29 protein-coding genes, 1 tRNA gene and 1 pseudogene are annotated in these 25024 nt (G+C 63.8%); 18 read left to right on the top strand and 13 right to left on the bottom strand.

Annotated elements, in window-relative coordinates; all coding sequences use genetic code 11:
• The first annotated feature begins 53 nt into the window (after positions 1 to 53).
• From ACVJ5M_RS37715 to ACVJ5M_RS37695, 5 genes are all read left to right on the top strand, one after another.
• A complete protein-coding gene (locus ACVJ5M_RS37715) occupies positions 54 to 1388 on the top strand; it encodes a dihydroorotase (protein ID WP_063985088.1) in 1335 nt (444 codons plus the stop codon).
• Positions 1389 to 1553: 165 nt separating this feature from the next.
• Positions 1554 to 2423, top strand: coding sequence for a sulfurtransferase (locus tag ACVJ5M_RS37710; RefSeq protein ID WP_063985087.1), 870 nt, complete (start codon positions 1554 to 1556; stop codon positions 2421 to 2423).
• 233 nt (positions 2424 to 2656) lie between these two features.
• Positions 2657 to 3346: an RNA polymerase sigma factor gene (locus ACVJ5M_RS37705; protein WP_063985086.1), complete on the top strand. Its 690-nt coding sequence runs from the start codon at positions 2657 to 2659 to the stop codon at positions 3344 to 3346.
• A gap of 88 nt (positions 3347 to 3434) precedes the next feature.
• Entirely contained in the window at positions 3435 to 3968 is a 534-nt protein-coding gene (locus ACVJ5M_RS37700; protein WP_063985085.1) for a DUF4142 domain-containing protein, read from the top strand.
• A 10-nt stretch (positions 3969 to 3978) separates the two neighbouring features.
• Positions 3979 to 4299, top strand: a complete 321-nt coding sequence (locus ACVJ5M_RS37695; RefSeq protein ID WP_063985084.1) for a cupredoxin domain-containing protein — start codon at positions 3979 to 3981, stop codon at positions 4297 to 4299.
• A gap of 196 nt (positions 4300 to 4495) precedes the next feature.
• On the opposite strand, the gene ACVJ5M_RS37690 is transcribed toward ACVJ5M_RS37695, so the two are convergent.
• From ACVJ5M_RS37690 to ACVJ5M_RS37675, 4 genes are all read right to left on the bottom strand, one after another.
• Positions 4496 to 4762: a hypothetical protein gene (locus ACVJ5M_RS37690; RefSeq protein ID WP_014497305.1), complete on the bottom strand. Its 267-nt coding sequence runs from the start codon at positions 4760 to 4762 to the stop codon at positions 4496 to 4498.
• 276 nt (positions 4763 to 5038) lie between these two features.
• Positions 5039 to 5416 (bottom strand): TIGR02301 family protein, encoded by a 378-nt coding sequence (locus ACVJ5M_RS37685; protein WP_011085347.1) that lies wholly within the window; start codon positions 5414 to 5416, stop codon positions 5039 to 5041.
• A gap of 47 nt (positions 5417 to 5463) precedes the next feature.
• Positions 5464 to 5898 (bottom strand): NUDIX hydrolase, encoded by a 435-nt coding sequence (locus tag ACVJ5M_RS37680; protein WP_354099721.1) that lies wholly within the window; start codon positions 5896 to 5898, stop codon positions 5464 to 5466.
• Between the two features lie 30 nt (positions 5899 to 5928).
• Positions 5929 to 6429, bottom strand: a complete 501-nt coding sequence (locus ACVJ5M_RS37675; RefSeq protein ID WP_014497302.1) for a hypothetical protein — start codon at positions 6427 to 6429, stop codon at positions 5929 to 5931.
• Positions 6430 to 6492: 63 nt separating this feature from the next.
• Between ACVJ5M_RS37675 and ACVJ5M_RS37670 the strand changes: the two genes are divergently transcribed.
• The gene (locus ACVJ5M_RS37670; RefSeq protein WP_063985082.1) at positions 6493 to 7257 is read left to right on the top strand and encodes an SOS response-associated peptidase; all 765 of its coding nucleotides are present in this window, start codon (positions 6493 to 6495) and stop codon (positions 7255 to 7257) included.
• A gap of 108 nt (positions 7258 to 7365) precedes the next feature.
• Here the strand turns inward: ACVJ5M_RS37670 and ACVJ5M_RS37665 are convergent, their stop codons facing one another.
• The 6 genes from ACVJ5M_RS37665 to ACVJ5M_RS37640 form a co-directional block, all read right to left on the bottom strand.
• Positions 7366 to 8559: a CaiB/BaiF CoA transferase family protein gene (locus ACVJ5M_RS37665; protein ID WP_063985081.1), complete on the bottom strand. Its 1194-nt coding sequence runs from the start codon at positions 8557 to 8559 to the stop codon at positions 7366 to 7368.
• A 36-nt stretch (positions 8560 to 8595) separates the two neighbouring features.
• Positions 8596 to 9525: a glycine reductase gene (locus tag ACVJ5M_RS37660; RefSeq protein WP_063985080.1), complete on the bottom strand. Its 930-nt coding sequence runs from the start codon at positions 9523 to 9525 to the stop codon at positions 8596 to 8598.
• Between the two features lie 280 nt (positions 9526 to 9805).
• Positions 9806 to 10387, bottom strand: a complete 582-nt coding sequence (locus ACVJ5M_RS37655; protein WP_063985078.1) for an NUDIX domain-containing protein — start codon at positions 10385 to 10387, stop codon at positions 9806 to 9808.
• A 13-nt stretch (positions 10388 to 10400) separates the two neighbouring features.
• Complete coding sequence (locus ACVJ5M_RS37650; protein ID WP_063985077.1) at positions 10401 to 10841, bottom strand: GNAT family acetyltransferase; 441 nt, start codon at positions 10839 to 10841, stop codon at positions 10401 to 10403.
• Entirely contained in the window at positions 10838 to 12265 is a 1428-nt protein-coding gene (locus ACVJ5M_RS37645) for an FAD-binding oxidoreductase (protein ID WP_063985076.1), read from the bottom strand. Before ACVJ5M_RS37645 ends, ACVJ5M_RS37650 begins: the two co-directional genes overlap by 4 nt.
• 78 nt (positions 12266 to 12343) lie before the next feature.
• Positions 12344 to 13333 (bottom strand): L-threonylcarbamoyladenylate synthase, encoded by a 990-nt coding sequence (locus ACVJ5M_RS37640; protein ID WP_063985075.1) that lies wholly within the window; start codon positions 13331 to 13333, stop codon positions 12344 to 12346.
• 68 nt (positions 13334 to 13401) lie between these two features.
• On the opposite strand from ACVJ5M_RS37640, the gene ACVJ5M_RS37635 reads away from it, so the two are divergent.
• A tRNA-Pro gene (locus ACVJ5M_RS37635) sits at positions 13402 to 13478 on the top strand.
• 185 nt (positions 13479 to 13663) lie between these two features.
• Here the strand turns inward: ACVJ5M_RS37635 and ACVJ5M_RS37630 are convergent.
• Positions 13664 to 13990 (bottom strand): hypothetical protein, encoded by a 327-nt coding sequence (locus tag ACVJ5M_RS37630; RefSeq protein WP_063984990.1) that lies wholly within the window; start codon positions 13988 to 13990, stop codon positions 13664 to 13666.
• Positions 13991 to 14112: 122 nt separating this feature from the next.
• Between ACVJ5M_RS37630 and ACVJ5M_RS37625 the strand changes: the two genes are divergently transcribed.
• Positions 14113 to 14328, top strand: a complete 216-nt coding sequence (locus ACVJ5M_RS37625) for a hypothetical protein (RefSeq protein WP_063984989.1) — start codon at positions 14113 to 14115, stop codon at positions 14326 to 14328.
• A 300-nt stretch (positions 14329 to 14628) separates the two neighbouring features.
• Here ACVJ5M_RS37625 and ACVJ5M_RS37620 read toward each other — a convergent pair whose 3' ends face one another.
• Both ACVJ5M_RS37620 and ACVJ5M_RS37615 read right to left on the bottom strand, forming a co-directional pair.
• Positions 14629 to 14808: a hypothetical protein gene (locus tag ACVJ5M_RS37620; protein WP_371496182.1), complete on the bottom strand. Its 180-nt coding sequence runs from the start codon at positions 14806 to 14808 to the stop codon at positions 14629 to 14631.
• A gap of 464 nt (positions 14809 to 15272) precedes the next feature.
• Positions 15273 to 15707, bottom strand: coding sequence for a YybH family protein (locus ACVJ5M_RS37615; protein WP_063984987.1), 435 nt, complete (start codon positions 15705 to 15707; stop codon positions 15273 to 15275).
• A 993-nt stretch (positions 15708 to 16700) separates the two neighbouring features.
• On the opposite strand from ACVJ5M_RS37615, the gene ACVJ5M_RS37610 reads away from it, so the two are divergent.
• From ACVJ5M_RS37610 to ACVJ5M_RS37565, 10 genes and pseudogenes are all read left to right on the top strand, one after another.
• Complete coding sequence (locus ACVJ5M_RS37610) at positions 16701 to 17021, top strand: hypothetical protein (RefSeq protein ID WP_456679600.1); 321 nt, start codon at positions 16701 to 16703, stop codon at positions 17019 to 17021.
• Between the two features lie 807 nt (positions 17022 to 17828).
• Positions 17829 to 18033: pseudogene (locus tag ACVJ5M_RS37605) on the top strand (SOS response-associated peptidase); the annotation flags it as partial.
• Between the two features lie 564 nt (positions 18034 to 18597).
• The gene (locus ACVJ5M_RS37600) at positions 18598 to 19998 is read left to right on the top strand and encodes a tyrosine-type recombinase/integrase (RefSeq protein WP_231143233.1); all 1401 of its coding nucleotides are present in this window, start codon (positions 18598 to 18600) and stop codon (positions 19996 to 19998) included.
• A gap of 474 nt (positions 19999 to 20472) precedes the next feature.
• A complete protein-coding gene (locus tag ACVJ5M_RS37595) occupies positions 20473 to 20823 on the top strand; it encodes a helix-turn-helix transcriptional regulator (protein ID WP_231143232.1) in 351 nt (116 codons plus the stop codon).
• The gene (locus ACVJ5M_RS37590; protein WP_231143231.1) at positions 20824 to 21129 is read left to right on the top strand and encodes a helix-turn-helix transcriptional regulator; all 306 of its coding nucleotides are present in this window, start codon (positions 20824 to 20826) and stop codon (positions 21127 to 21129) included. It abuts the gene before it with no gap.
• Positions 21130 to 21229: 100 nt separating this feature from the next.
• Positions 21230 to 22237, top strand: coding sequence for a hypothetical protein (locus ACVJ5M_RS37585; protein ID WP_354097077.1), 1008 nt, complete (start codon positions 21230 to 21232; stop codon positions 22235 to 22237).
• A 23-nt stretch (positions 22238 to 22260) separates the two neighbouring features.
• The gene (locus tag ACVJ5M_RS37580) at positions 22261 to 22518 is read left to right on the top strand and encodes a hypothetical protein (protein WP_231143228.1); all 258 of its coding nucleotides are present in this window, start codon (positions 22261 to 22263) and stop codon (positions 22516 to 22518) included.
• Between the two features lie 22 nt (positions 22519 to 22540).
• Positions 22541 to 22999 (top strand): hypothetical protein, encoded by a 459-nt coding sequence (locus tag ACVJ5M_RS37575; RefSeq protein WP_354097076.1) that lies wholly within the window; start codon positions 22541 to 22543, stop codon positions 22997 to 22999.
• A 387-nt stretch (positions 23000 to 23386) separates the two neighbouring features.
• On the top strand, positions 23387 to 23737 hold the full coding sequence (locus ACVJ5M_RS37570) for a hypothetical protein (protein WP_354097075.1): 351 nt from the start codon (positions 23387 to 23389) through the stop codon (positions 23735 to 23737).
• 170 nt (positions 23738 to 23907) lie between these two features.
• Entirely contained in the window at positions 23908 to 24891 is a 984-nt protein-coding gene (locus ACVJ5M_RS37565; RefSeq protein ID WP_456679599.1) for a hypothetical protein, read from the top strand.
• The last annotated feature ends 133 nt before the right edge of the window (positions 24892 to 25024 follow it).

Raw genomic sequence — 25024 nt, 5'->3', positions numbered from 1 at the left:
ATAAACGACAAGACCTCAAGCCCCGCGCTTGGGGATGAGAGAGGCCTTCAGCCATGACCCAGCGCTTCGATGTGATCCTCAAAGGCGGCACCGTCGTCAACCAGGACGGCGAGGGTGTTCGCGATATCGGCATCACCAACGGCCGCATCGCGGAGCTGGGCCCGCTCTCGCAGGCCTCCGCCGCTGAGGTGATCGACTGCAAGGGCCTCCACATCCTGCCGGGCGTGATGGACACCCAGGTGCATTTCCGCGAGCCCGGGCTGGAGCAGAAGGAAGACCTCGAGACAGGGTCGCGCAGCGCCGTGATGGGCGGCGTCACCGCCGTGTTCGAGATGCCGAACACGGCGCCGTTGACCGTGACGGAGGCTACCTTCACCGACAAGGTGAAGCGTGCCCATCATCGCATGCACTGCGATTTCGCCTTCTTCATCGGCGGCACCCGCGAGAACGTGCAGGATCTGCCGGTGCTGGAGCGCGCGCCCGGCTGTGCGGGCGTCAAGGTGTTCATCGGCTCGTCGACCGGCGCGCTGCTGGTGGAGGACGACGAGAGCCTGCGCCGCATCTTCCAGGTGATCCGCCGCCGCGCCGCCTTCCACGCCGAAGACGAATACCGCCTCAACGACCGCAAGTCGCTGCGCATCGAGGGCGATCCGCGTTCGCATCCGGTCTGGCGCGACGAGACCGCGGCGCTGATGGCGACGCAGCGATTGGTCAAGCTCGCGCACGAGACCGGCAAGCGCATCCACGTGCTGCACATATCGACCAAGGAAGAGATCGAGTTCCTGCGCGACCACAAGGACGTCGCTTCCTGCGAGGCGACGCCGCATCATCTGACGTTGGTCGCACCCGAATGCTACGAGCGGCTCGGCACGCTGGCGCAGATGAACCCGCCGGTGCGCGGGGCCGATCACCGCGCCGGCATCTGGCGCGGCATCGAGCAGGGCATCATCGACGTGCTCGGCTCCGACCATGCCCCGCATACGCTGGAAGAGAAGTCGAAGACCTATCCGGCCTCGCCCTCCGGCATGACCGGCGTGCAAACGCTGGTGCCGCTCATGCTCGACCACGTCAACGCCGGCCGCCTGTCGCTGGCGCGCTTCGTCGACCTCACCAGCGCCGGCCCCGCGCGTCTCTACAACATGGCCTGCAAGGGCCGCATTGCCGCAGGCTACGACGCCGATTTCACGATCGTAGATCTCAAGCGCAGCGAGACCATCACCAACAAATGGGTGGCGTCCAAAGCCGGCTGGACGCCTTATGACGGCGTCCGCGTCACCGGCTGGCCCGTCGGCACCTTCATCCGCGGCCGCCGCGTGATGTGGCAGGGCGAACTGGTGACGGCCTCGCAGGGCGAGCCGGTGCGGTTTCTGGAGACGCTGAAGCAGTAGAGGGCGGCCCGCTTCTCGCTCCGCTGTCATGCCCCGCGGAGGCGGGGCATCCAGTACGCCGCGGCTTCTCGGTTCGATCACCGCCGCCTCTGGAATACTGGATTGCCCGCCTTCGCGGGCAATGACAGAGTGCCAGGAAGCGTAGACTCAAATTGGGAGAGAGCAATGTCCCAACCGACGCCCCTCATCACCACTGTGCAACTCGCCGCGATTCTCGGCGATCCCAACCTCCGCCTCTACGACTGCACGACCTATAACGAGCCGGTGCCGCCCGGTAGCGATGTGCCCTATCGCGCGGTGCCCGGCGACAAGACGTTCGCGGCCGGCCACATCCCCGGCGCGGATTTCCTCGACCTGCAAGGCGAGTTCTCCGACACCTCCGCGCAACAGCTCTTCATGATGGCTGGCGTGCCCCAGCTAGAGGCCGCCTTCGGTCGCCACGGCGCTGACGCATCCAAGACCATCGTGCTCTACAGCATCGGCACCATGATGTGGTCGACGCGGTTCTGGTGGATGCTGCGCTCGCTCGGCGTCGATGCGCGCGTGCTCGACGGCGGTTTTGACAAATGGAAGGACGAGGGGCGGCCGGTCGAGACGGGCGCGCCGAAGGGCTATCCCGCCACGACCTTCAAGGCCGCGTCGCACGCGGGCTTCTTCGTCGACAAGACCACCGTGAAGGCGCGGATCTGCGATCCCTCGACCGTGATCGTCAACGCGCTCGGGCCGCAATTTCATCAGGGCCTCGAGCCGAGCCGCTACGGCCGGCCCGGCCGCGTGCCCGGCAGCGTCAACGTGCCCGCGGCCACGCTTGCCAAGGCCGACAAGACACTGACGACGCTTGCCGACGCCGAAGCGAAGTTCGCGGCCCAGGGCGTTACGCGCGACAAGAATGTGATCTGCTATTGCGGCGGCGGCATCTCGGCGACGATCGACCTGCTCATGCTGACACAGCTCGGCTACGACAAGCTGACGCTGTACGATGCCTCCATGGGCGAATGGGCGAGGGATCCGGCACTGCCGATCGAGACGGATTAGCTCTTACCCTCCCCTGAAGGGGGAGGGTCGCTTCACGTCGAGCGAAGCGAGAGGTGAAGCGGGGTGGGGTGATCTCTCCACTCGGGCACCGCCTCAAAGGTATAGACTGTCACCCCACCCCGCTCGCGCTGCGCGCGATCGACCCTCCCCCTCCAGGGGAGGGTAAGAAAGTCGGGAACCTTTATCGCTGGCCTGCATCCAATGTCCGGAACGAATGGAAACAGGTGACCACCATGCAGCGGACCGCAGCCGGCCTGTCCGCCGGCGCTAGAGCATCGGAAGCCGAACTGGTCGATCGCGCGCGGGGCCGTGACGAGGCCGCGTTGCGCGAGATCATGCAGGCCAACAACCGCAGGCTCTACCGTCTAGCGCGCGGTATCCTGCGCAGCGACAGCGAAGCCGAGGACGTGGTGCAGGAAACCTATGTCCGGGCCTTTACCCATCTGGACGACTTTCGCGGCGAGTCCGGGCTGTCGACCTGGCTGTCGCGCATTGCCATCAACGAGGCGCTTGGCCGGGCGCGAAGCCGCAAGCCGCATGTCGAGCTCAGCGCGCTGCCGGAAGGGGCGCTCGACGCGCAGATCATAAAATTTCCCGTTTCTCCCGCAGGCGATCCGGAAAGGACCATGGCCCAACGTGAAATCCAGCGCGTCGTCGAACGCGCAATCGACGAACTGCCGGATGTGTTCCGCATGGTCTTCGTCGCGCGCGTCATGGAGGGGATGAACATCGAGGAGACCGCCGATCTGCTCGGCGTCAAGCCCGAGACCGTGAAGACGCGGCTGCACCGTGCGCGCACCATGTTGCGCGAGAACGTCGAGAAGGAGATCGGTCCGGTTATGATGGATGCGTTCCCGTTTGCCGGGTGGCGCTGCGAGCGGCTGACCGTATCGGTGCTGAAGCGGCTCGGCAGCGGCGGCTGAAGTTTTTCGGGAACGTTTGCGCGAAAATCCCATCCAATGCCTGTGAAGCAACGCCGGCAAACCCTCCGGCAGCACAGGAGTTTCAAACATGTTCACCCGATGGAGCGCGGCGATCGCCGCGGCAATTCTGTTGTCGAGCCCGGCGCTACTGCAAGGCGCGAGCGCAGCCGACAAGCCCACCGATCCGCAGATCGCTCACATCGCCTACACCGCGGGCGTGATCGACATCAACGCGGCCAAGCAGGCGCAGAAAAAGGCCAAGAACAAGGACGTCAAGGCGTTTGCCGAGGACATGCTGCGCGACCACGAGGCGGTCAACAAGCAGGCGCTGGCGCTGGTCAAGAAGCTGAACGTTACGCCTGAAGACAACGATACCAGCAAGACGCTGTCGAAGCAGGCGAGCGACAAGCTGGCTGAGCTCGACAAGCTGAGCGGCGCGGCCTTCGACAAGGCCTATGTCGCGAACGAGGTCGCCTACCACAAGGCGGTCAACGGCGCGCTGGAAACCCAGCTCATCCCGTCCGCCGGCAATGCCGAGCTCAAGAGCCTGTTGCAGACCGGCCTGAAGATTTTTCAGGGCCACCAGCAGCACGCCGAGCATGTCGCGGCCGAGCTGAAATAGGGGGTGTGGGATGAAGCCGCGACACCTCGCTTCGATCGCGCTTGCGGTCGTCTTGCTGTCGATCGTCGTCCCGGCGCGCGCCGCGACCATGCAGATCATAATGGACAATCTCGTGGTTTCACCGGCCGAAACGTCCGCGAAGGTCGGCGATACCATCGAATGGATCAACAAGGACGTGTTCGCGCACACCGCCACGGCGAAGAGCGGCGATTTCGACGTGATGCTGCCACCGAAGAAGTCGGCAACGTTTGTTCTGAAGAAGGCGGGAATTGTCGACTATTACTGCCGCTATCATCCCAACATGAAAGCGACGCTCAAGGTCGCGCCGTGAGGGAGGAGGGAGTGCATTCCCGATCGTAGTGGGAATATCTCCCGGTCATCGCGAGACTAATGCTTGTCTGGGGGAGGCGGCTTCCGTGCGATAAACGCGGCAGACTTCGCGAACCTGTTCGCCAGATCCCGTTCGCCAAGTCATTCATCCGTAGACTGGCCCCGCCCGTGTGGCGGGGTCATTTTTCGCAAGAAGCTTACTGCCTTGCGAGAGTGACCGAGAATTCGCCGTTGCGGATGCGGCCCGGAAAGCCCTCGACGAATTTCGCCACCGCATCCTCGCCGTAGGTACCGACGAGCTCGGCGAATGCCGCAAACAGGCTCGCCTGCGCCAGGCAGTCGCCGTCGACGCCATCATGGCGCGCTTCGGCCCAGGCCTCGTTGAGATAGCTCAGCGCGGCCTGTTTCTGCTCGTGATCGGGCAGCGGCGCGCGGGCGGGGGCGTAGGACACTGAATGGCTCATGAAACTCGATCAGGGCTGGGGCGCGATCCACGGCGATGCGCTGTACGAAAGGTGTAGCACGCGTATTAACGCCCGCTAGGCCACATCTTTAGGAACGGTTAACGGCTGTGAACAAAGTCGATGACAGGGTTCCAGATGCGCGTTCGACAGCCAAACCCTCATGTGAGGAGGCGCGTTAGCGCCGTCTCGAACCATAGAGGCCGTGCTGCGGCAGCGGGGCCTTGCATCCTTCGAGACGCGCGCGAAGAGCGCGCTCCTCAGGATGAGGAGATGCGCTCAGTTCGCGTAACGCGCCGTGAGATCGCGCGAGATCTTCGAGCCTTCCTCGATATAGCGGCGGATCGCCACCGTCGCGGCCGGCGTGCAGCTCCGATAGGTCTGCTGGAAGCCGTTATAGCCGCGGTTGAAGCCGGCGATCATACGGGTGCGGCGCTCGCCCGAGGGGGTTTCGGCATCGATCAGCGCCTGCATCTCGCTGCGCCATTTGTTGCCCTCGTTGGACCCGCAGATGCCGCGCAGATAGTGCAGGCCGCCCAAAATCTCCGCCAGCCGCTGCAAATCGGCGTCAAACGGCGCCGCCACGTCCTGGGCCCTTGTGGGCACGGAGGCGCAGGCGAGAATCAGGGCAAAAATGGCCAGAAATCGCGTGGACATCGGCGGGGTGTATGCCCCCTCGGAGCGGAGGACGCAAGACGGGGCGGTCAGGGCCCGATCAGCCCGGCGGCCGACAGGATGACCTCCTCCAGCCCCCCGGTCAGCTTGAGGTCGCCGAGGCTCGCCAGGGCGTCGGGGGCGATCCAGCGGTAATCGTCGAGCTCGTCGTTGAGAGCCGGCTCCTTGGCCACCCAGCGGGCGGCAAAGGACATGATCAGGTAATGGCCGGCGCCGGCTGCGGCCGGCAACACCTCGCGCCAGCCGGCGAGGCCAATGATCTCGATGGCGAGCCCGGTCTCCTCGTCGACCTCGCGCGCCAGCGCCTGGTGCAGCGATTCGCCGAACTCGACCCGGCCGCCGGGCAGCGAATAGAACCCCTTGACGGGCGAGCGGGCGCGGCGGGTCAGAAGTACCTTGCCGTCGCGGAAGATGGCGGCGCTGACCGCGATCTGGGGGTGGGTGGGCTGGATGACCGCAGACATATCTTCAACAACCCTTCAACAGCCCTTGGCTCAATTCGCCATGATGGTGTCGACGTCGGCTTCCGCGCCGCCATTGATGATGCCGCCGCAGGCCGCGATCAGCGGCTTGACCCAGAGCGTGGCCTGCTCGGCGAGGCGGACGCGGGTCGTGTCCTTCTCGACCTCGCGCATGGCCGAGCCGACCGCTGTCAGGATCGAGGTCATGGTATCAGTGATGTGGTCGAACTGGGCGCGCACATTCGGATCGGCCTTCTCATAGGCTTCGATGGCCAGATCCCGTGCCTTGAAATTCGACGCGGTGAAATGCTCGGCATAGGACAGCGGCGACCAGGTCAAAAAATCTTCGGCGCATTCCGGCATGTCCGGGACCATTTCCAGCAGCATCACGGCTTCATTGAAATGGTTGAGATAGTCGGTGGCAAGCCCGGTTCGCGGGTTGATGTTGGCCACGCGCAGCCGCTCGGCCCAGGCGGCGGCCTCGGGGCCCGTCTGTACATGCGTCCGCGCGGGTTGGGAGGCCGTTGAGCTCATCTGCCGCAGTGTTAACGTTCGGGGTTAAAAGGACCTGAACGGACCCTATATAGGCCCCCAAGGATGTGTGGACGCTTCGTCATAACTTCGGCCCCCGCGGCTTTACGGCAACTGTTCGGCTACATCGAGCAGCCGAATTTCCCGTCACGGTACAACGTCGCGCCGACACAACCGATTCCGGTCGTGCTGCTCGAGAATGGCGCGCGCCATTTCCGCTTGATGCGCTGGGGATTGTTGCCGAGCTGGGTCAAGGATCCCAAGGGATTTACGCTCCTGATCAACGCGCGCTCCGAGACGGTGCTGGAAAAGCCCGCCTTCAAGAACGCGATTCGGAGGCGCCGCGGCCTGATCCCGGCCGACGGCTATTATGAATGGAAGGCGGAGGGTGGCCGCAAGCAGCCCTTCTTCATCCACCGCGCCGATAGCGAGCCGCTCGGCTTTGCTGCGGTATTCGAGACCTGGGTCGGGCCGAACGGTGAGGAGCTCGACACCGTCGCGATCGTCACGGCGGCGGCGGGCGAGGATCTCGCCGCGCTGCATGACCGCGTGCCCGTCACCATCAGCCCGCGCGATTTCGAGCGCTGGCTCGACAGCCGCGGCGACGATGTCGATGCCGTGTTGCCGCTGATGTCCACCCCGCGCATCGGTGAATTCGCCTGGCACCCGGTCTCCACCCGCGTCAACCGCGTCGCCAATGACGACGATCAGCTCGTGTTGCCGATCAGCGCGGAGGAGATGGAGGCGGAAGCTGAGGCGGCGAAACCGAAGAAGGCGGCCCGGAAGGTCGCTGCTAGCTCGTCAGATGACGGGCAGGGGTCGTTGTTTTAGGCGGCGGTGCCGTAGGGTGGGCAAAGCGAAGCGTGCCCACCATCGTGTTTCAAGCAAGTGGGTAGACGGTGGGCACGGCGCGTTGCGCCTTTGCCCACCCTACGCAATCTACACGATCTCTTTTGCCCTGAGCGCCGCGATCTCCGCTGCATCGAACCCCAGCTCGCCCAGCACCGCATCCGTATCCGCACCCAATTCCGGCGCCATCCGGTCCAGCCGGCCGCCGCCATGGCCGAGCTTGAAGCCGCTGCCGGCAAAGCGCAGGCGGCCGTAGGGCGTATCCAGCTCCTGGATCGCGCCGCGCGCCTTGATTTGCGGATGATCGATGACCTCCTCGACCTTCCAGATGCTGGCGCAGGGCGCGCCGGCATCTTCCAGGATTGTCTCCCACTCGCGCGCAGGCCTGGCCGCCAGCGCCTCCTCGATGATGGCGCGCAATGCGCCCTCGTTCTCGTTGCGCGCGAACCAGTCGGCGAAGCGCGGGTCTGACAGCGTGTCCTCGCGGCCGAGCGCGGACATCAGCGCGCGGTACTGCTTCTCGTTGTTGACGGCGAGCAGGATGTGGCCGTCGCCGCATCTGAACAGATTTGCCGTGGTCCGACGGCTGACGGCCTGGTTGCCCGACAGCTGCTGGCGATGGCCGGCGACCGACCAGTCCGCGATCTGCCCCGAGAGAAACGCCATCGTCGCCTCAAGCATCGAGACGTCAATCAGCTGTCCCTTGCCGGTACGGTCGCGCTGGTACAGCGCGCTCGACACGCCGAACGCGGCCGTCGCGCCCGACAGCACGTCGCACACCGCAAAACCCGCGCGCGTTGGCCCCGTCTCGGGATGTCCCGTGATCGCCATGATGCCCGACAGCGCCTGCATCTTGCCGTCATAGCCGGGCCTCAGGCGGTCCGGGCCGGTCTGGCCGAAGCCGGACACGGCGCAATAGATCAGCTTTGGATTGATCGCGGAGAGTGCCTCGTAGCCGATGCCGAGCTTGTCCATCACGCCCGGGCGAAAGTTCTCCATGACGACGTCGACTTGCGCCACGAGCTTCTTCACGATCGCGATCGCGTCGGGCTTTTGCAAATCGAGCGTCAGGCTGCGCTTGTTGCCGTTGATGGCCTGGAACGCCGGCGCGAGTCCGCGCTCGGCCCATTCGCGGCTGAGCGGTGTGCGGCGCATGTCCTCGCCCTCGCGCCGTTCGACCTTGATCACGTCGGCCCCCAGAAGCGCGAGCTGGTAGCTCGCATAGGGGCCGGCCAGCACCTGCGTGAAGTCCAGGATCTTCACGCCCTCGAACGGTCGCGTCACGTCGCTCTCCCCTTAGTTTGTTGTTGTCGGAGGACGTCAGGCGGCGCGGTTGCCGCGCGCGATCTCCTTCTGCTTGTCGAATTCGGCGCGGCGGCGCGCCAGCTCTTCAGGCGAGAGCTGTGCGACGTTGTTGTAGTCGAGCTTCCAGGAGGCGTCCTCGCTCCAGCGCAGCGGCGACTGCATCGTGGTTTGCGGACCGCTCGCGCTTTCCAGCAGCGTCAGCGCGAGCTCCAGCGTCTGTGCCTGCGAGGCGACGTCGTGTGGCTTGCCGGCGGAATTGCCGAGCGGGAAATCCGAGAACAAGAAGCGCGGCACGGCGGCATGCTCGATGATGTCCTTGGCGCAGCCCATCACCACGGTCGGAATGCCGTTGGCCTCGAGATGCCGCGCCACCAGTGCGGTGGTCTGGTGGCAGACCGGGCAGTTCGGCACCAGCACGGCGACATCGACCTTGTCAGCGAGGCAGCGCGCCAGGATTTCCGGCGCGTCGGTGTCGAGCGTGACGCGATGGCTCCGGTTGGTCGGCGCGCCGAAGAAACGCTGGCTCACCTCGCCGATGCGGCCTACGGCAGATGCCTTCAAGAGCTGCGGCAGCGGAAACCAGGTGCCGTTGTCGGTCGCCGTGGTGTGCTTGCGGTCGTAGCCGATGTGCGAGATGCGCAGATCGTGCTGCTTCGAGGTGTCGCCGTCATAGACCTGGTAGAATTTCGCCCCGCCATTATACGCCGCGCCCGGCCCCTGGTCGCCCTTGGTGGGATCGTAAGGCGCGGCCGTGGTGATGATCGTCACGCGCGATTTTGCCAACGGTTTCTTCAGCGGCTGGAACGGCGCCTGCGTGTAATGCGCCCAGCGATACGGCGTGGTGTAGCCGATCGCGGTGTAATATTCGCGCGTGCGCTGCATATAGGGGACGGGGGAGTCGTAGTCGGGCGCAAAGCCGAATTCGTCGTCGCGCGAAGCGGACATGGGGCGCGTCTCCTGGTTCTTGGTTCGCGCCAGACTAGAGATAGTTTTGGTGTTGCTCAACCGGGGCGGGGCGGCGCAGGGCAGAATTGCAGGCTTAGTGGAGCCGATTGCGCTGTCTTCCCCTCTCCCCTTGCGGGAGAGGGTGGCTCGCCGCGGAGCGGCGAGACGGGTGAGGGGTATCTCTCCGCGAGTCCGCTCTTTCTGAATTTGCGGACGCGTACCCCTCATCCGGCGCTTCGCGCCACCTTCTCCCACAGGGGGAGAAGGAAGAAAGCGTAACTCACCTGAAAATATGCAGCGCCGCGTACTGCAGCAGCATGATCGCCTTGGCGTCGATGATGCGGCCGTCCGCGATCATTGCCAAGGCCTCGTCGATCGAGAGCTCCAGCACCTCGATGTCCTCGCCTTCGTGCTCGAGGCCGCCGCCGTCGCTGACCCGCATCTCCGGCTCGTATTCGGCGACGAAGAAATGCAGCTTCTCGGTGATGGCGCCGGGGCTCATGAAGGCCTCGAACACTTTGTGGACGTGGTGCAGGCGATAGCCGGTCTCCTCCTCGGCCTCGGCGCGGATGCGCACCTCGGGGGAGGCATCGTCCAGCACGCCGGCGGCCGCTTCGATCAGGAGATCGTCGTAGCCGCGGATAAAGGCCGGCAGGCGGAACTGGCGTACCAGGATCACCGTACGCCGTGCGCGATTATACGGCAGCACGGCGGCGGCGTTGTCGCGCTCATAGGTTTCCCGGTGCTGCGTCTGCCACTCGCCATTGGCGCGCCGGTACTCGAACGTCGTGGTCTTCAGCGTGGTCCAGCCGTCCGAGAGCACGCGGACGTCCTTGATGCGGACGCGGTCGGATACGGTCATTGCTGTTTTCCGGCTACGTTGTGGAAGCGCGGCCGTCGAGCCACTTCTGGAACATCACCGAGGTCGATTCCTCGAAACCCAGCGACTGGTAGAACGCATTGGCTTGCGCGTTCTCGCGGCGGACCAGCAGCTGCAGCTTCAAAATGCCGGCCTGGCGCAGCCAGTCCTCGGCCGCGGCCATGATGACGCGGCCATAACCGCGTTTGCGCCCATCGGGATCGACCGCGACGTAATAGACCCAGCCGCGATGGCCGTCATGGCCGACCATGGCGGTGGCGACGATCGTGCCGCCATCGCGGCCGATCAGAACGGTCGAATTGTCGCGCCGCCGCGCCAGCGCGATGTCGGCATGCGGATCGTTCCAGGGGCGCGTCAGGCCGCAGCGTTGCCACAGCGCGACGACGGGCTCGACATCGGCATCATCGATCGCATCGATCGTAAGGGAGACGCTCACAGCACCTTCCCCGGATTCATGATGCCCTGCGGATCCAGCATCGCCTTGATCGCGCGCATCAGCTCGATCGCGGTCTTGTCCTTCACCTCGGGCAGTTCGTCGCGCTTGAGCACGCCGATGCCGTGCTCGGCCGAGATCGAGCCGCCCATGCGCAGCACGATCTCGAACACGACCGCATTCATCTCATGCCAGCGCGCCAGATAGTCCGCGGTGTTGGCGCCGATGGGCTCGCTGACATTGTAATGCAGATTGCCGTCGCCGAGATGGCCGAACGGCACCGGCCGTGCGCCGGGGATCAGTTTCACGACGGCGGCATTGGCTTCGTCGATGAAGGCGGGCACGGCGGCGACCGGCACGGAGATGTCATGCTTGATCGAGCCGCCCTCCGGCTTCTGCGCCGACGACATTTCCTCGCGCAGCTTCCAGAAGCCGTTGCGCTGGGTGAGGTTGGCCGCGATCACGGCGTCGTCGACGATCTCGTCTTCCATGGCGCGCGTCAGGATCGTCTCCAGCGGCGTGCGGGCATCATCGCCGGGCGAGGACAATTCCATCAGCACGTACCAGGGATGTTTTGCTTCGAGCGGATCGCGCACGTCGATGCCGTGGCGGACCGAGAAGTCGACCGCCATCTCCGACAGCAACTCGAAGCTCGTCAGCGCGTTCGCAGCTTCGCCTTGCGCGATGGTCAGCAGCTTCAGCGCCGCCGCCGGCGATTTTAGCCCGACGAACGCGGTCTCGACCGCCCGCGGCTTCGGAAACAGCTTGAGCGTGGCCGCGGTGATGATGCCGAGCGTGCCTTCCGCGCCGATGAAGAGGTTGTGCAGATTGTAGCCGGTGTTGTCCTTCTTCAGCTTCGACAACACGTTGAGCACGCGACCGTCGGCGAGCACCACCTCGAGCCCCAGCGCCATCTCGCGCGCCACGCCATAGGCGAGCGCGGCGGTGCCGCCGGCATTGGTCGAGAGATTGCCGCCGATGGTGCAGCTTCCTTCGGCGCCGAGCGAGAGTGGAAACAGCCGGTCCACGTCGGCCGCCTTCTGCTGCGCGACCTGGAGCACGACGCCGGCCTCGCAGGTCATGGTGTTGGAGGCGGTGTCGACCTCGCGGATCTTGTCGAGCCGGCGCAGCGACACCACCACTTCGCCGTTGTGGGGCGTCTGGCCGCCGACGAGCCCGGTGTTGCCGCCCTGCGGCACCAGCGCGATTCCGTGCGCGGAGGCGAGCTTGCAGATCGCCGAGACCTCCGCCGTCGAGCCCGGGCGCAGGACCAGCGGCGAGCGGCCGTGAAACAGGTTGCGCTCCTCGGTAACGTAGGCCTCGATGTCGGCCGCGTCGGTGATGGCATGTCGGTCGCCGACGATTTTGCGGAATTGTTCGATCAGCTCTGGCGCAAGCGGCGGGGTGGCAGATTTATTGACGTTCATGCTCTTGTCTCTTCTTCGCTCTTATCTCTTGCGCATGATCTTATCGGAAAACCGCTGCATACTTTTCCGGATCATGCGCTATCGGGCGACCGCGGCCCGGCGCAGCCGGTCGTTGATGGCCTCGCCAAGTCCTTCTTCCGGCACCGCCATCACCGCGATCGCTCGCGGGCTCGTCGCATCGAGGGCGCGAAGATAGCCGAACAGATTGGTGGCGGCTTCATCGAGATCAGCCGCGGGCGACAAATTCATGACAGCGGCGGCGGCCTCCAGGCCCGGCAGGCGATCGGGGCCGAACGCGAGCAGCGCTTCGCCCGCGGCCACATCACGCGCATTGAGCCGCACGCTGGCGCGCGGCGCGTAGTGCGAGGCCAGCATGCCCGGCGCCAGCGGCTGGCTGTCGTCGCTCTCGGCCTCTACAGGCGGCCGCGCCAGCGGCGCGCCGAGCACGGCCTCGATCCGCTCGCGCGACAGCCCGCCGGGGCGCAGCAGCATCGGGGCGTCGAAACAGCCGACGATGGTCGATTCGACGCCGACCGTAACAGGTCCGCCGTCGACGATCAGGTCGATCCGCCCGGCAAGGTCGCTTTCGACATGGGCTGCCAGTGTCGGCGAGACATGGCCGGAGATGTTGGCCGACGGCGCCACCACGGCCCCGCCGAAGGCGCGCAGGATCGCCTCCGCCACCGGATGGGCGGGAATGCGGATCGCGACCGTGTCGAGCCCGGCGGTGGCCAACTCGGCCACCGGACAGTCGTCCGTTTTCGGGACCACGAGCGTCAGGGGCCCCGGCCAGAACGCTTCCGCAAGCCTCAACGCACGCGCGTCGAACCGCCCGATCCGGCGCGCGGCGGCGAGATCGGCGACATGGGCGATCAGCGGGTTGAAGGCCGGCCGCCCCTTGGCGGCGTAAAGATGGGCGATCGCGGTGGCATTGGCGGCGTCCGCCCCGAGCCCGTAGACCGTCTCGGTCGGAAACGCGACCAGCCCGCCGGCGGCCAAAATCCGGGCGGCAGCTTCCGCGCCGGCCGCGCCGGCCGGTAAAATCAGCGTTTCAAGACCCGTTTTCACAGGGACAAAATTCCTCATGCCGGCCGCTTGCGGTGCGTCAAACCCGACGCTATAAGCCGCCTTCTTGTCGGAGTGTGGCTCAGCCCGGTAGAGCACTGCGTTCGGGACGCAGGGGTCGCAGGTTCGAATCCTGCCACTCCGACCATTCTTCCAAAAGTCGACGTTTTCCAGAGGCTTGGCGGACCGGCCGCCAGCGCCTCGGGAGTGCCTTTTTGCAACGATTTTCGGGGCGGGTCCACGGCCGATTTGGTTGGGCAGGGGCATCTGCCGCGGCGGCATGGCTCTACATTCGCCGGCCGATGGTCCGATGCTGGACAGTAGGTCAGTAGACTACCGCCGCGCGACCAGCACGCCCACCAGGAACGCCACCATCAGTGCCGGCAGTGGCGCCTCGCGCACCATGCCGCGAACGATGTCCGGCCAGTGCTGCTCCGGGACGAGGCTTGGAGACCTGACTTCAGCCATCGGTGTCATGCCCCAGTCCGAGGCAAGTTCGGCGATCTCGCTCGAGGCCAAACGCACGTCGTCGCGGACACGGAAGATGGCGGCGTCGGATCGCTCGCGCGGCGCCAGCGCCATCAGCGTCGCGACAGCAGTGCGCAACGTCATCTCACCAAAACCTTGCAGCCTCACCGACTCCTCGGGATCGGATGTCATGCAAAATCCCTCACAGCGCGAAGTGGTGCGCGATGGTGAATGCTGCCGTCGCGCATAGGACCAGCGTGGACACCGCGCCGGCCACCCCGCGCGCGAGATGGGCTCGCGTCAGGTGCCTGGTCATGATTCTGCTCCATGCTCAGCATGGCAATGGCGTCGAGGAAGGTTGGTTCCTTGCGCGTCGCTCGAATCGCCCGAAGCTCTACTTCCGCAAGAGCTCGCTCAAGGCCGCCGTCGCCTCGGCGCAGCGGATGTCGTCGATCTCGCGCGACAGGCTCAGCGCGCTGGATCTCAGTTCTTCGAGCCTCCAGTTCGCCGGATGCTGGCTTTCGAGCTGACCGAGACGCTTGTTCAGGTCATCCAGTCTCGATTGGAGCTGCCCGATGCTGGCGGCCCCATTCACTTTCCAAACGCGCTGTGCACGCATCGTAGTTCCCCTGCTAGTCTCACGGCGTTGTGAGCGGGGTTCGTGGCTGGAATGGGAGTTTCTTTTGTCCGGCTTCAGACGGCGGGGAACCGTTGCAAAAGGGCAACGCGGGTTCCTGCGCGTTGACCGGCGCGGACAGGGCTATCGCCCATCGCCCGCGCCCTTCTGTAGATGCCGTCGCGGTGCCTGGTCGGGCCCGGCACGATCCGCGTCAGGCGGCGCTCGGCCACTCGGTTGATCGCTTTTCGATGCGGCTTTCCAGGATCGCGATGCTCACCTGGAGATTGTCGCGCCGGGCTCTCAGGTTCTGCGCGAGCATCGGGTAGGCGAGATTGTTTGGATCGGAGATTCCGGCCCTCCGCTCTTCCTCCTGAATGTCGGCGTCGAGCATTTGCGTGCGCCAACGCAGATCGGAGATCAGGACGTGGAGCTGTGTCGGGATGGTCGCTTCGAAACGGGACGTCGATTGCATGGGATCGCCTCACTATGAAACAGACCCACTGCGGGTCTGAGGGATTGGCGGGCGAGCAGCAAGGAGAGTGCCAGCGCGTCGGCTGAGGGCGAAGGCCTGCCGGGCGGCCGAAGCGGTGACACTCTCCCCTTCGTCATTCCGGGGCGATGTGCAGCATTGAGCCCGGAATCCATCGGGCCGCAGTTGCGCGGCGACATGGGATCTCAGATGCGCAATTGCGCATCATAGCTCGCCGCTTCGCCGCGCTCCGGAATGACGGTGGCATGCCCGGGTGTTTCGCTTTGCTGTCAACCCAATCGCGCCAAATATTCCACTTTACCGAATTTCGGAAATGGCGTATGTGTAGCCCATCCCGGCTCATTCGGCTCGTAATGTTTGGCTGGCTATTCCCGAACGAAAATGTGGGACTTAACCTTCCATTCGCCGTTGGACTGGTGTTCGTAAAGCTTAACGGTGCTTCCGGACAGCTTGGTCGTTTCCTCGCCTTTGACCAAGGAAGCTTTGAAGCGGGAGGTCACGTATGCGTAGTTCCCCATTGGCAAAACCTCAACAAGTTCAAGCTTGTGATTTCTGACGCTCGTTCCCCTTTTGGCAAAGAAGTCGCGTATCGCAGTCGCACCCGAAACGGGCGGTGCGCCGGGCGGGATTAGACTGGCATCGGTGGCATACATTGGCAGCAAGGCATCGAAATTTGGATCGTTGATCGCTGCATCCCATTGCGCATTGAGTTTCGTCATGTCCTCATTGAGCGGGTCCGCCCGCGCATGGCCGATAGTGACGAACAACAGCACCAGCAGCAGCGATAAGCTTTTGCTCATGACTTTGCCCTCTTTGATCTGATCGTGTCCGCCAGTCGGGCGCGCCTATGCGACGCGCACGCTGGTGATCTGTGAATGGCTGGTTCTGAAGATCGCGCCTGCCAATGGCACCAAGGCTGCAATTTGAAGAGAAGCGGAGAGTTCGGCGTTTCTCCGTTTTGTGGGCAGCAGCTTCCGGCAAGCAAAGAGCGTGACGGTGCGGGGAGGCTACACGGTTCTCGGAATAATGCCTACGGTTGTTTTGGGTCAGAAAGCCAGCGAATGTCGGCCCCGAACGCGGCATCGTCGATGGCTCGCACCGTGTCGTGGTGATGACGTGATGCCCGCAATGGCTGGCGGCGACCGTCGAAGGATGGGCGGTCCCTCCGCAATCGGTCGTCAGGGTTCTTCAGAGGGCAAAAAGAAACGCGGGGACCGCGCCACCGCACCTATTGAGAATATCTGGTGCGAGAAAATGCGTGGTTGCAGTTGCAGGGGACGCCGGAACGTTCGCTATGCGCCGATAGCGAGCAGCGAGCGCTTTGCAGCGAAATGACGCGATGGGCCCAAAGGCGACACTCAAGAAAAGCCGCCAAGCGAGGCGGACTTAGACCGGCGTCTCCCGGCGGACTGGCGGTAAGAGTGCCAACGCAATGTAGGGGAGTGGATAAAGCAATCCGCCCCAGATGAACCAGGCGGCCCTAGAGCGTCCCCTCTGTTCGGCATAGTTCGCAGTATAGTGCCCGCACGCAGAGATGAGGCTGAGATAAAGGATTGCAGCAACAATTAACGGAAACATGGGCCGGCTCCGATCACTGCTACGAATAAACATAAGGGATTTGGGTCACGGGGCAATACACGCCCTCGTCAACGAATGAGTTCAAGACCGCATGGCAAGGTCCGGTTAGGCGCAATCGCGCCCAAGGTCGACCAGCAGCAAATCTGGATATGGTCCGCTCTGCCGCCGGAAGCGAAAGTGAGCTATCCCGCTGCGATGCAGCAGGAATGACGCTGATGACCGAAACCGTCGCGCCCGTCGCCAAGCCTGTTCCTCGACCGCGATCCAGAAGCGCCGAGACCGTCAGCGCGTCGGCGCTGGCGCAGCACCTCGATTGCAGCCGGACCTACATCGGCAAGCTCGAAGCCGAAGGCGTAATCCAGCGGCAAGGTGACGGCTTCCCGCTCGATCAGAGCCGCGTCGCTTATCTGCGATACCTGCGGCGCGAGCGGCGGCAATCGTCGCGCAGTGAAGCCGATGCTGCGCAGGGCGCGGCAATGACAGCGGGTTTTCGAGAACGCTGCAATCTCCTCATGCTGTTGCCGAAAGGCAACTGATTTATTGTTTCTTCGTTGAACTGTTCCATTTTGCGTTTACGCCGCAACAAACAGTTTTAGATTTGCGGTCTCCGGGCTGGGGCGTGTTTTACGACAGCGAATTTTCGAACCCGGAGGCTTTTCGAAATGATTTTGGAATTCCTCGCAATTTTTTCTCTCGTTCAGTTCGCCAACATAATTTCGCGACTGATCGGTCAGCGGAATGACGTACTCTCCTACGTTTCAAGATCAGGTCCTCACCGGTAAGTGTGGCTAAAGCGGCATTGCTGGCACCGTTTTGATGGCATCTATCCTGCACGGTGCGCGACGTAGCGATCTTGCGGCCCGGCGCGCCATCGAGCATGTGTGTTCGAGGTGCGCACAGAGATTGCCAAGGTCTAACAGGAGATGGCCGACAAGTGAGGTGAGCCGCCACTGGATGACGACACATGATGACCGCCGCTCAAGTCGCGACACAGGTCCTACGTCGCCTCCGTTGTGCCGGCGTGCCGGCACGCCATCCACCGCAATCTGTAGCGGCGTGCTAGTCCATCGTAGGCCGGGCGGAGTTGTTTGCTATTTCTGCTCCCCGCGATACTCTGACAATCGGCTGGGGGCCTTAGAATGTTCGATGTGTATCTTAACACCAGGCGAGATCTGTTGGTTGTGCGAAATGGTTTGCCAATTCCGCTTCCCGACGCGTCAGGCAGATGGCATAAGAAGAAAAAAGTAGCGAGCGTCAGTGAGAACATTAAGCTCGCCGTTCAGCGACAAGGCTACTACCTGCGCAAGCTAACGGACTTTAAAAAGCGTTAGCCCGCGAACCGCATGTGCAACCTCTACAGCATCGCGACGAACCAAGCTGCGTCGCCGCACTGTTTCGCGTCGCCAACCGATACGTCGGCAACCTCGCACCGATGCCCGGCGTGTTTCCCGACTATCCTGCGCCGGTCGTCCGCAACACAGACGCAGGATGGTGTTGATGCGGTGGGGCATGCCGCCGCCACTTCGCACAGGCGTGCTGCCAGTCACGCCCCGCTGACCCCGGCCGTCGGGCAAAACACCGGGTCATTCCGATCTGCGCCGGTGTCAAGTTGCGCTTGCAAGAATATTCCACTTTACCGAAATTCGGAATTGGCGTATGTGTCGCCCATCCCGGCTCACCAAGAGGGGCGATCTTGTGTCGTCACTGTCGCGAGCCGGGCTTGCGGTGGACGCGGCAGCGTCGGGCGCGAGAGGCCAAGGGCAGGGCGGATTGCTCTCCGTGAGCCCAAGACTTCGTGCCGGATGAGCGGCGCTGTCAGGTTCGTCTCGTCTGCAAGTTTCCGGCTCCGTCGACAGGGCTGGAAAAACTGCGGCGAAATGGCGGGCCGTGCGTACGGCAAAACCGTGTGGGCTATATTTTGAAGGACGGTGAAAGACGCTGAAAGCAACAAAACCCTTTATTTATAGGGTTTTTCTTCTACCCTCATTCAACGGCTTTCAGCGCATTTCGCCAAATCTAGGGCCCGGCCCTAAGCCTCTCGCGACCCTCCAAGGACTGAGAGGCCCAAGGCCGGACCCATGGTCCCAAACCCTTCAGGAGCTCAGAAACCACATGGACACTACCACGACCACCGAGGCCGCCAAGCGCGGGCGCAATTCCGCAGTCATCCTGACCGACCGCATGTGCGAGAAGCGGGTCGATCAGCGCGACAAGGTGTACGACCGCAAGGCCCCAGGCCTGTACATCAGCCGCACCGCGTCCGGCGTGACGGCCTTCAACTTCAAATTCACACATCCGACGACCGGCAAGCAGTGCTCGACCAAGATTGGCGACTACAGCCCGGCCTTCGGGGTCGATGCCGCCCGCAGCAGGGTCTACGCCATGAAGGCGATGGACCCGGCCGAGCTTGTCGCGCTGCTTGCACAGAAACAGGCCGACAAGGTCGCGCAGGGCAAGACCGTCGATGAAATCATCAAGGAGCGGGTCGCGTGGATGAAAGCGCCAGTTCTCAAGGCCGATGGCGAGCTGCGTCCCCGCATCGAAACATGGAGCAATGGCGAGAGCCATCTGCGGCGATTCCTCAGCCCTCGCTTCGGCAAGATGGCCGCCAGCACGGTCACCAAGCGCGACATCGCCACGCTCTCGGATGATCTTGTCGCTGGCCGGTATCCGGGCAGCAAGGCATCGCTCAGCAACGCCCGCCACATGCGGCGCGCTGCTTCGGGCTTGTTCAATTGGGCGATGGAAGCCGGTCGCGAATACGTTACCGCGAGCCCGTGCGCCAACCTGCCGCCGCTGGACAAGGAACATGCCAGGACCCGCGTGCTATCCGAGGACGAGATCAGGATTTTCTGGCATGGGCTGGACCGCGCCGACCTGCCGTGGGATCGCCGCACCCGGTTGGCGCTGAAATTCCAGTTGGTCACCATGCTGCGCGGCGGCGAGCTGCTGGCCGCTCATCGCGACGAGCTGATCGGCCTCGACGGCGAATTCCCGCACATCCGCGTCCCGGCCAAGCGGGTCAAAAAGCGCCGCGTGATCGAGCAGCCACTGTCCGATCTGGCGGTAGAGATCATCCGAGAGGCGCTGGCCAGCGACGAGCAAGGGTTCGTGTTCGATAGCCCGGTCTATCCGGGCCAGCCGATTTATCGCACCTCGACATCGCTGGCGCTGCGCGGCACCAAGCACGAAACCAACAAAGACAAGAGCAAAACGCCGGGCCTGTGTGAGCTGCTTGGGTTGCCGCGCTTCACGCCGCACGATCTGCGGCGGACGGCGGCGACGCTGGCCGGTGAGCTGGGCCACTCGGATGCCGCCATCGCGAAGTGCCTCGACCATGCCGTGACCAAGGATGGCGGCGAGAAGATCGCGCGGGTGACCGGCGTCTATGTTCAGTCGAAGCGCATGGTGCAGAAGCGCGCGGTGCTGGACGGCATCGCGGCCGAGCTGCGGCGGATCATTGGTGAGCCCGCGCCGAAGGCCGCTGAGGACAGGCTGCGCCTCGTCGCCTGATCATCGAACCCGACACAGCGTCCCGGCCCGGTCAGCGCAAAGCTGGCCGGGTCTTTTCTTTTGAGATCCGGTGAAACCGCCATTTGGCCGCTGATGCGTTCGGCGTCCTGCCCGGTGTCCGATAGCGGCGACTCCGAAATAGCGCATCAGTGACGCGCAGCCAGCGCCACGCCATCGCCTTCCGGCGGCATCGATGACCTTGATCGGCTGCGCCCACGCCCGTCAAGGTCGTCAGGATGCGGCGGCTGCGGCGGTGATCGCTGCAATATCGTGCGACGCGCTCGCCTAATCGCGGAACCGCAGCGTAAACCGACTTTACGCTTGATGCAGAAAAATCGGCCCAACTGCACGAAAACCGGTCCAACTCTGGTTTGAGCGTTGACTGGGAAAAAAGGTGCGTACTTATAGGGTCGCCCGCATTTTGGAGGCGACCCTGCTGTCGATAGGAGGTCGCCCAGCAATTGGAGCGACCCGATGGAAGATCATCCAACCGACCGGACATCGCCACCGACCGAGGCCGCTGAACTGGAGCTTTGGGACCGTGTGACGGTCCAGAAGTTCTTCGGTGGCAGCAAGCCGATCCACATCTCAACATTATATCGCGGCGTGCACAGCGGTCTCTATCCGAAGCCGGTGAACGTATCCGAAAACGTGGTCCGCTGGATCGGCCACGAGTGCCGGGCGGCACGGCAACGCATGATCGCCGAACGCGGCGAACCTAAGCCGCTGCCGCACCGGGGCCGACCGCGAGGAAGCAGGCGTCGCGAGGCCGCAGCCAAAGCCGCCACGCTGACCAATGAACCCTCTTGCGCGCATGAGGGCTAAATGACCGTCTCGCAAACCGAAGCCGCTGCACCGCCTCGACCGCAAGCCGAAAACGAAGACGCCACCGACAAGGCCGGGCTTCGGGTCATGCTCTCCGAAGCCCAGGTTCTGGCGGTCGTGCCGGTTTCTCCGGTGACGTTGTGGAGGATGGAGCGGGATGGCCGCTTTCCGCGCGGCACCTTCATCTCCCCGAACAAAAAAATCTGGTGGGCCGACGAAATCGCTGCGTGGCAACGGGAGGTCGATGGACGCCGTCGCGGGCGTCGGCATCACCCGTCTGGGTCGAAGTCCACCGAAACCACATAAAGCAAACGCCGCCCGGCCGGGCGGCGCTTTCATTCAAGCTGCATCGTCAACTGCCTTTGAGCGGGCGGCGACGATGTAGCGCAAAGCGAACGCTGCATCAATGCCGACCACCAACATCAAACGGCCCGACCTCCAAGTTTCGAATGAGAAATGGGGCTTGATCAAGGGCGCGGTCGATAAGCTGCGATGGTTCGAGTGCGTTGACGCATGCATCGCTGCTGGCACCGTTGATCGGTCGTTTGCCCATCTGGCGATCAGGATCGCCACCCAATGGATCAACAAAGAGACCGGCCTTGCATGGCGCAGCGCAAAAAACCTCGCCGTTGATATTGGCATGTCGGAGACGAGTGTAGTCCGGTTGTTTGGCGAGGCGGTCGCTGCCGGGCTGCTCGGAATCGCCAAGCCGGGACGGCGCGGAAGCGGACATTTCTCTATCTATCGGCTCGCAATGCCGGAAGCCGGAAAACCTCCACCGATGGAGATTTCCAAGCCCATCAATACCTCCACCGACGGAGATTTTGATCGGGTCGAAACCACCATTGGTGATGCCGGAAAACCTCCATCCGTGCCGGAAAAAACCTCCGTGGGTGGTGATGAATCCCTTAAGAGGAATAAACCCCAGAGGAAAGAACCCCAAGAGCGCGGCGCGCATGCGCACGCCGCGCATACTGCCCGTGTGGATGGAGGGTATGTAACGGCGGCAGAGACCGCCGTCTCTGACGCACTTCTGAACCCAGCCAAAACCAGTACCGGTGACGTACCGGTTTCCGCGACGGATGGACCTGTTGCGCGCACCGCTCACGCGGCGCTGCAACAACCGCTGGCAGAGCAAAACCAAGCACCACCACCTTGCCGAGCCACTTCTAAAAAAATGGGGCGTCCCGTGAACGCGGACGCGGACCCCCCCTTCGCCGAAGTCTACCAGCGTGGCCGTGAAATCCTTGGTGACGAGGCCGACGCGGTGATCACCGAGTTGCTCGCGGCCCACGACGGCTACGTTGACGCCGTGCTCGACACGCTCGCCGTCGCCGCGGAGGAGAGCGATCCGCGCCAGTACGTCCAGATGGACATTGAGACTGAGGCGGCTGCGCGCCGCCGCAGGCAGTGACAACCAAGCGAGAGGAGCAAGCGATGAGGATCATTCGAAGCAGGCCCGCGACGGGCAAGCCGCCCAAGATCATCTGCACCGGCTGCGGCGAGCGAGCACGCGAGGCGGGCGTCGCCGTCCCCGACTGGGCCGTCGAGAAGACCCACGGACCCGAATTCCAAGGCCCCGATGGGCCGGTCGGGGTCAGCGTGATCATCGATGAAGATGAGACACAGCCGCTGTGCGAGGCGTGCCTCATCGCATTTGAGCGCGGTCAGGCGCACACCACCGGCACGCAATGACAACAGCGGGAGGAGCGAGAGCATGACCAGCAGCATGACGAGACGAGCCGTTGCCGCCGCAAGGTGCGCCAACATTGGGGCCGATGATCAGTTTGAGCATACCGTCCACAAGCCAGACCTGCGCGGCAAGCTGCCCGAGAGCTGGGCGTGCATCGACTGCGGCGTGAACACCGCGCCGGGGTTCTTCAACCGGAAGCAGATGGAGCAGGCGATGGCGCTCGACTGGAATGATCAGGGGGTGAAGCAAACCTTCGATGCCTTGTCGGAGGTCTACACCGTCAAGCCGAAGATTTGGAAAGTTGCGGACATGGAGGAGAACGGCGGCTGCCTGTGCATCGGGTGCCTTGAACGGCGGATCGGGCGGATGCTGGCGGCGGAGGATTTCCTTCGCAACGATCCGTTCAATGCGATGCCGGGAACGGAGCGACTGCGGTCGCGGCGTGGGCGCAGGGGCCAGAGGCCGAAAGGCTTGAGGCCGTGAAAGCGAGCATCGCCATGAACCGCCACGCTCGCCGCAGCGAACTCGCTCGCTACCGTCAGGAGACTGGCGGGCGCTGGACACGTACCTCGTTGCTGTCGATCAGCCGCTCGACGTGCCGATCCTACAGAACGCAGCCCGTTCTTGGCTGGATGATCTGCCGCGTCGGATGAGAGCCTGCATCGTGTGTTCGGGCCTGATCTGGGAGAGACAGCGCGTCGGCTGGCTGTTGTTGAGCATGCCAGCGGTGCCGAAGCCGCCAGCGGCATCCGTGTGCGCTATTTGCTGCGAGTGCGCCGACCTTCCGCTTCCGGCGCTGGAACGTGCGGCGACGGTCGCGTTGCAGACAGCAGTGCCAGGAGGACGCTTCGAGCCGCTGGACACGAGGACATGAAGCCGGTTCGACCATTAACATTTGCAGGTGCGTTTCCGGTCGGTCGCGGGCATCCAACGCCCGCTGAAATGCTTTCGCGAGACGAGCGCGACCGGTATCTGATCGCGGCGGCGGATCGATTTTACGTCGGCGTGAGCGACAATTCAGCAGCAGCCGATCTGGTCACCAAGCTCAGTCTGTATCGCGCAACCGCTTGGCACAACGACGGCCCCGAGGCGCTTTGCCCCGCTCGACATCGAGGCACCATCAGGGAATTTTTCTGGATGATCTTGAAGTCCCGTGATCGTCTGCCGGGCGAGAGGTTAGTCCGCGAGGTGTTGCGGGCGAGCGAGCGAGAGCGGGGCTGACGCTCAGAGCAATTCAATCGCGCCATCGAGCCGACCCCGGTATTTTTTGCCAACTGCCCGCGTCACCGTGTGTCTCCGATCATCATGGGAGGCGACACGTGAGCTTCGAACCCGGACCCGCGAACCCGCAACCGTTTTCCGCTGGGATACATCTCCAGCCGCAACTCGACGTGATCGAGTGGCTGCCGCCCGCTGCTGCCGAACGGCTGCGGCTGCTGCGCCAGCGTGCCGCCGATGCGCATCGGCTCATTCCAGAGTTCGAGACTGTTCGTGAAGCGAGCATGGCGCGCATTGACGCCGAAAATCGGCTGAAGACGTTGCTGGCCCATCCGCAGGATTTTGGCCGCAACCTCAAGCCGGATGATCCGCTCGTCAAAACCGCAACCAAGCATCTCGAAAAGATGACTGCCGATTTGAAGCGACTGACAGAATTGCGGGAGGTGCGGACGGCGGCATGGCATGCAGCATCCGCCGCGCTGGCTGCCTGCGAGAGCTGGCTGCGCGATGGGAAGCCGCACGGCACCACGCTCGAAGAAGTTGAGACCGAGCCGCCGAAGCTGAACAAGGGCGAGGACGTTCTGTCGGGCATCGAGCGCTTGCGCCGTCGCGTTCGCGAGTTGCGCGCCGACCTGCATCGGATCGCGTCCGCGCCTTACCCGAGCGCCTTCTGCAAGCAGCGCATGCGCGAGCAGATCGAGGCATTGGCGCAGCGTGGAACGCCATCGGTCAGCCGGTTGATCGAGCTTGATGGGCCGGTGGATTTCCAGACGCAGAGCCTCACATCTGAGGTTCACGCGGAGCGTCGTTCACTGGCCTTCACCGAAACCGCCGACGCGCTCGCGCTGGTCGCGTGGCTGCATCGGGATGCGCTGATTACCGCGCTTGATCGCGAGATCAGCACGGAAGCCGATGACAAGGCTGCGCTGTCGCTCGAAGCACGCCAGAAGGCTGAGGCCGAGGTGATGGGCGACTTGCTCGCGGTCGAGCGCGATGAATGCGCGCTGATTTGGCAGGCACAGGCGCAAAACCTTCCGTGTGAACACCATCAGGATGTTTCCATTTTGGCGCTGCTCTCGGTTGCTCTCGTCACGGCACCGAGCGCAGACGCATCGCCGGAATCATCGCCGGGCCTTAGTTGGCCGTGGCGGCGGTGAACGAGATGCGCGTTCGTCCTCTCGGCTCGTGCCAACGGCTTGGGGATGGACGCGCGGCGGGCAGACAGGTTCGCTCCTTGGCCGGTCTGCCCGCACAACTACCACAAGATCGCGCTGCCGGGCATCGGCTGCT

It is taken from the genome of Bradyrhizobium sp. S3.7.6, from assembly GCF_054061875.1.
The sequence above is the reverse complement of the archived record's forward strand: the minus strand, read 5'-3'. Positions and strand labels throughout refer to the sequence as shown.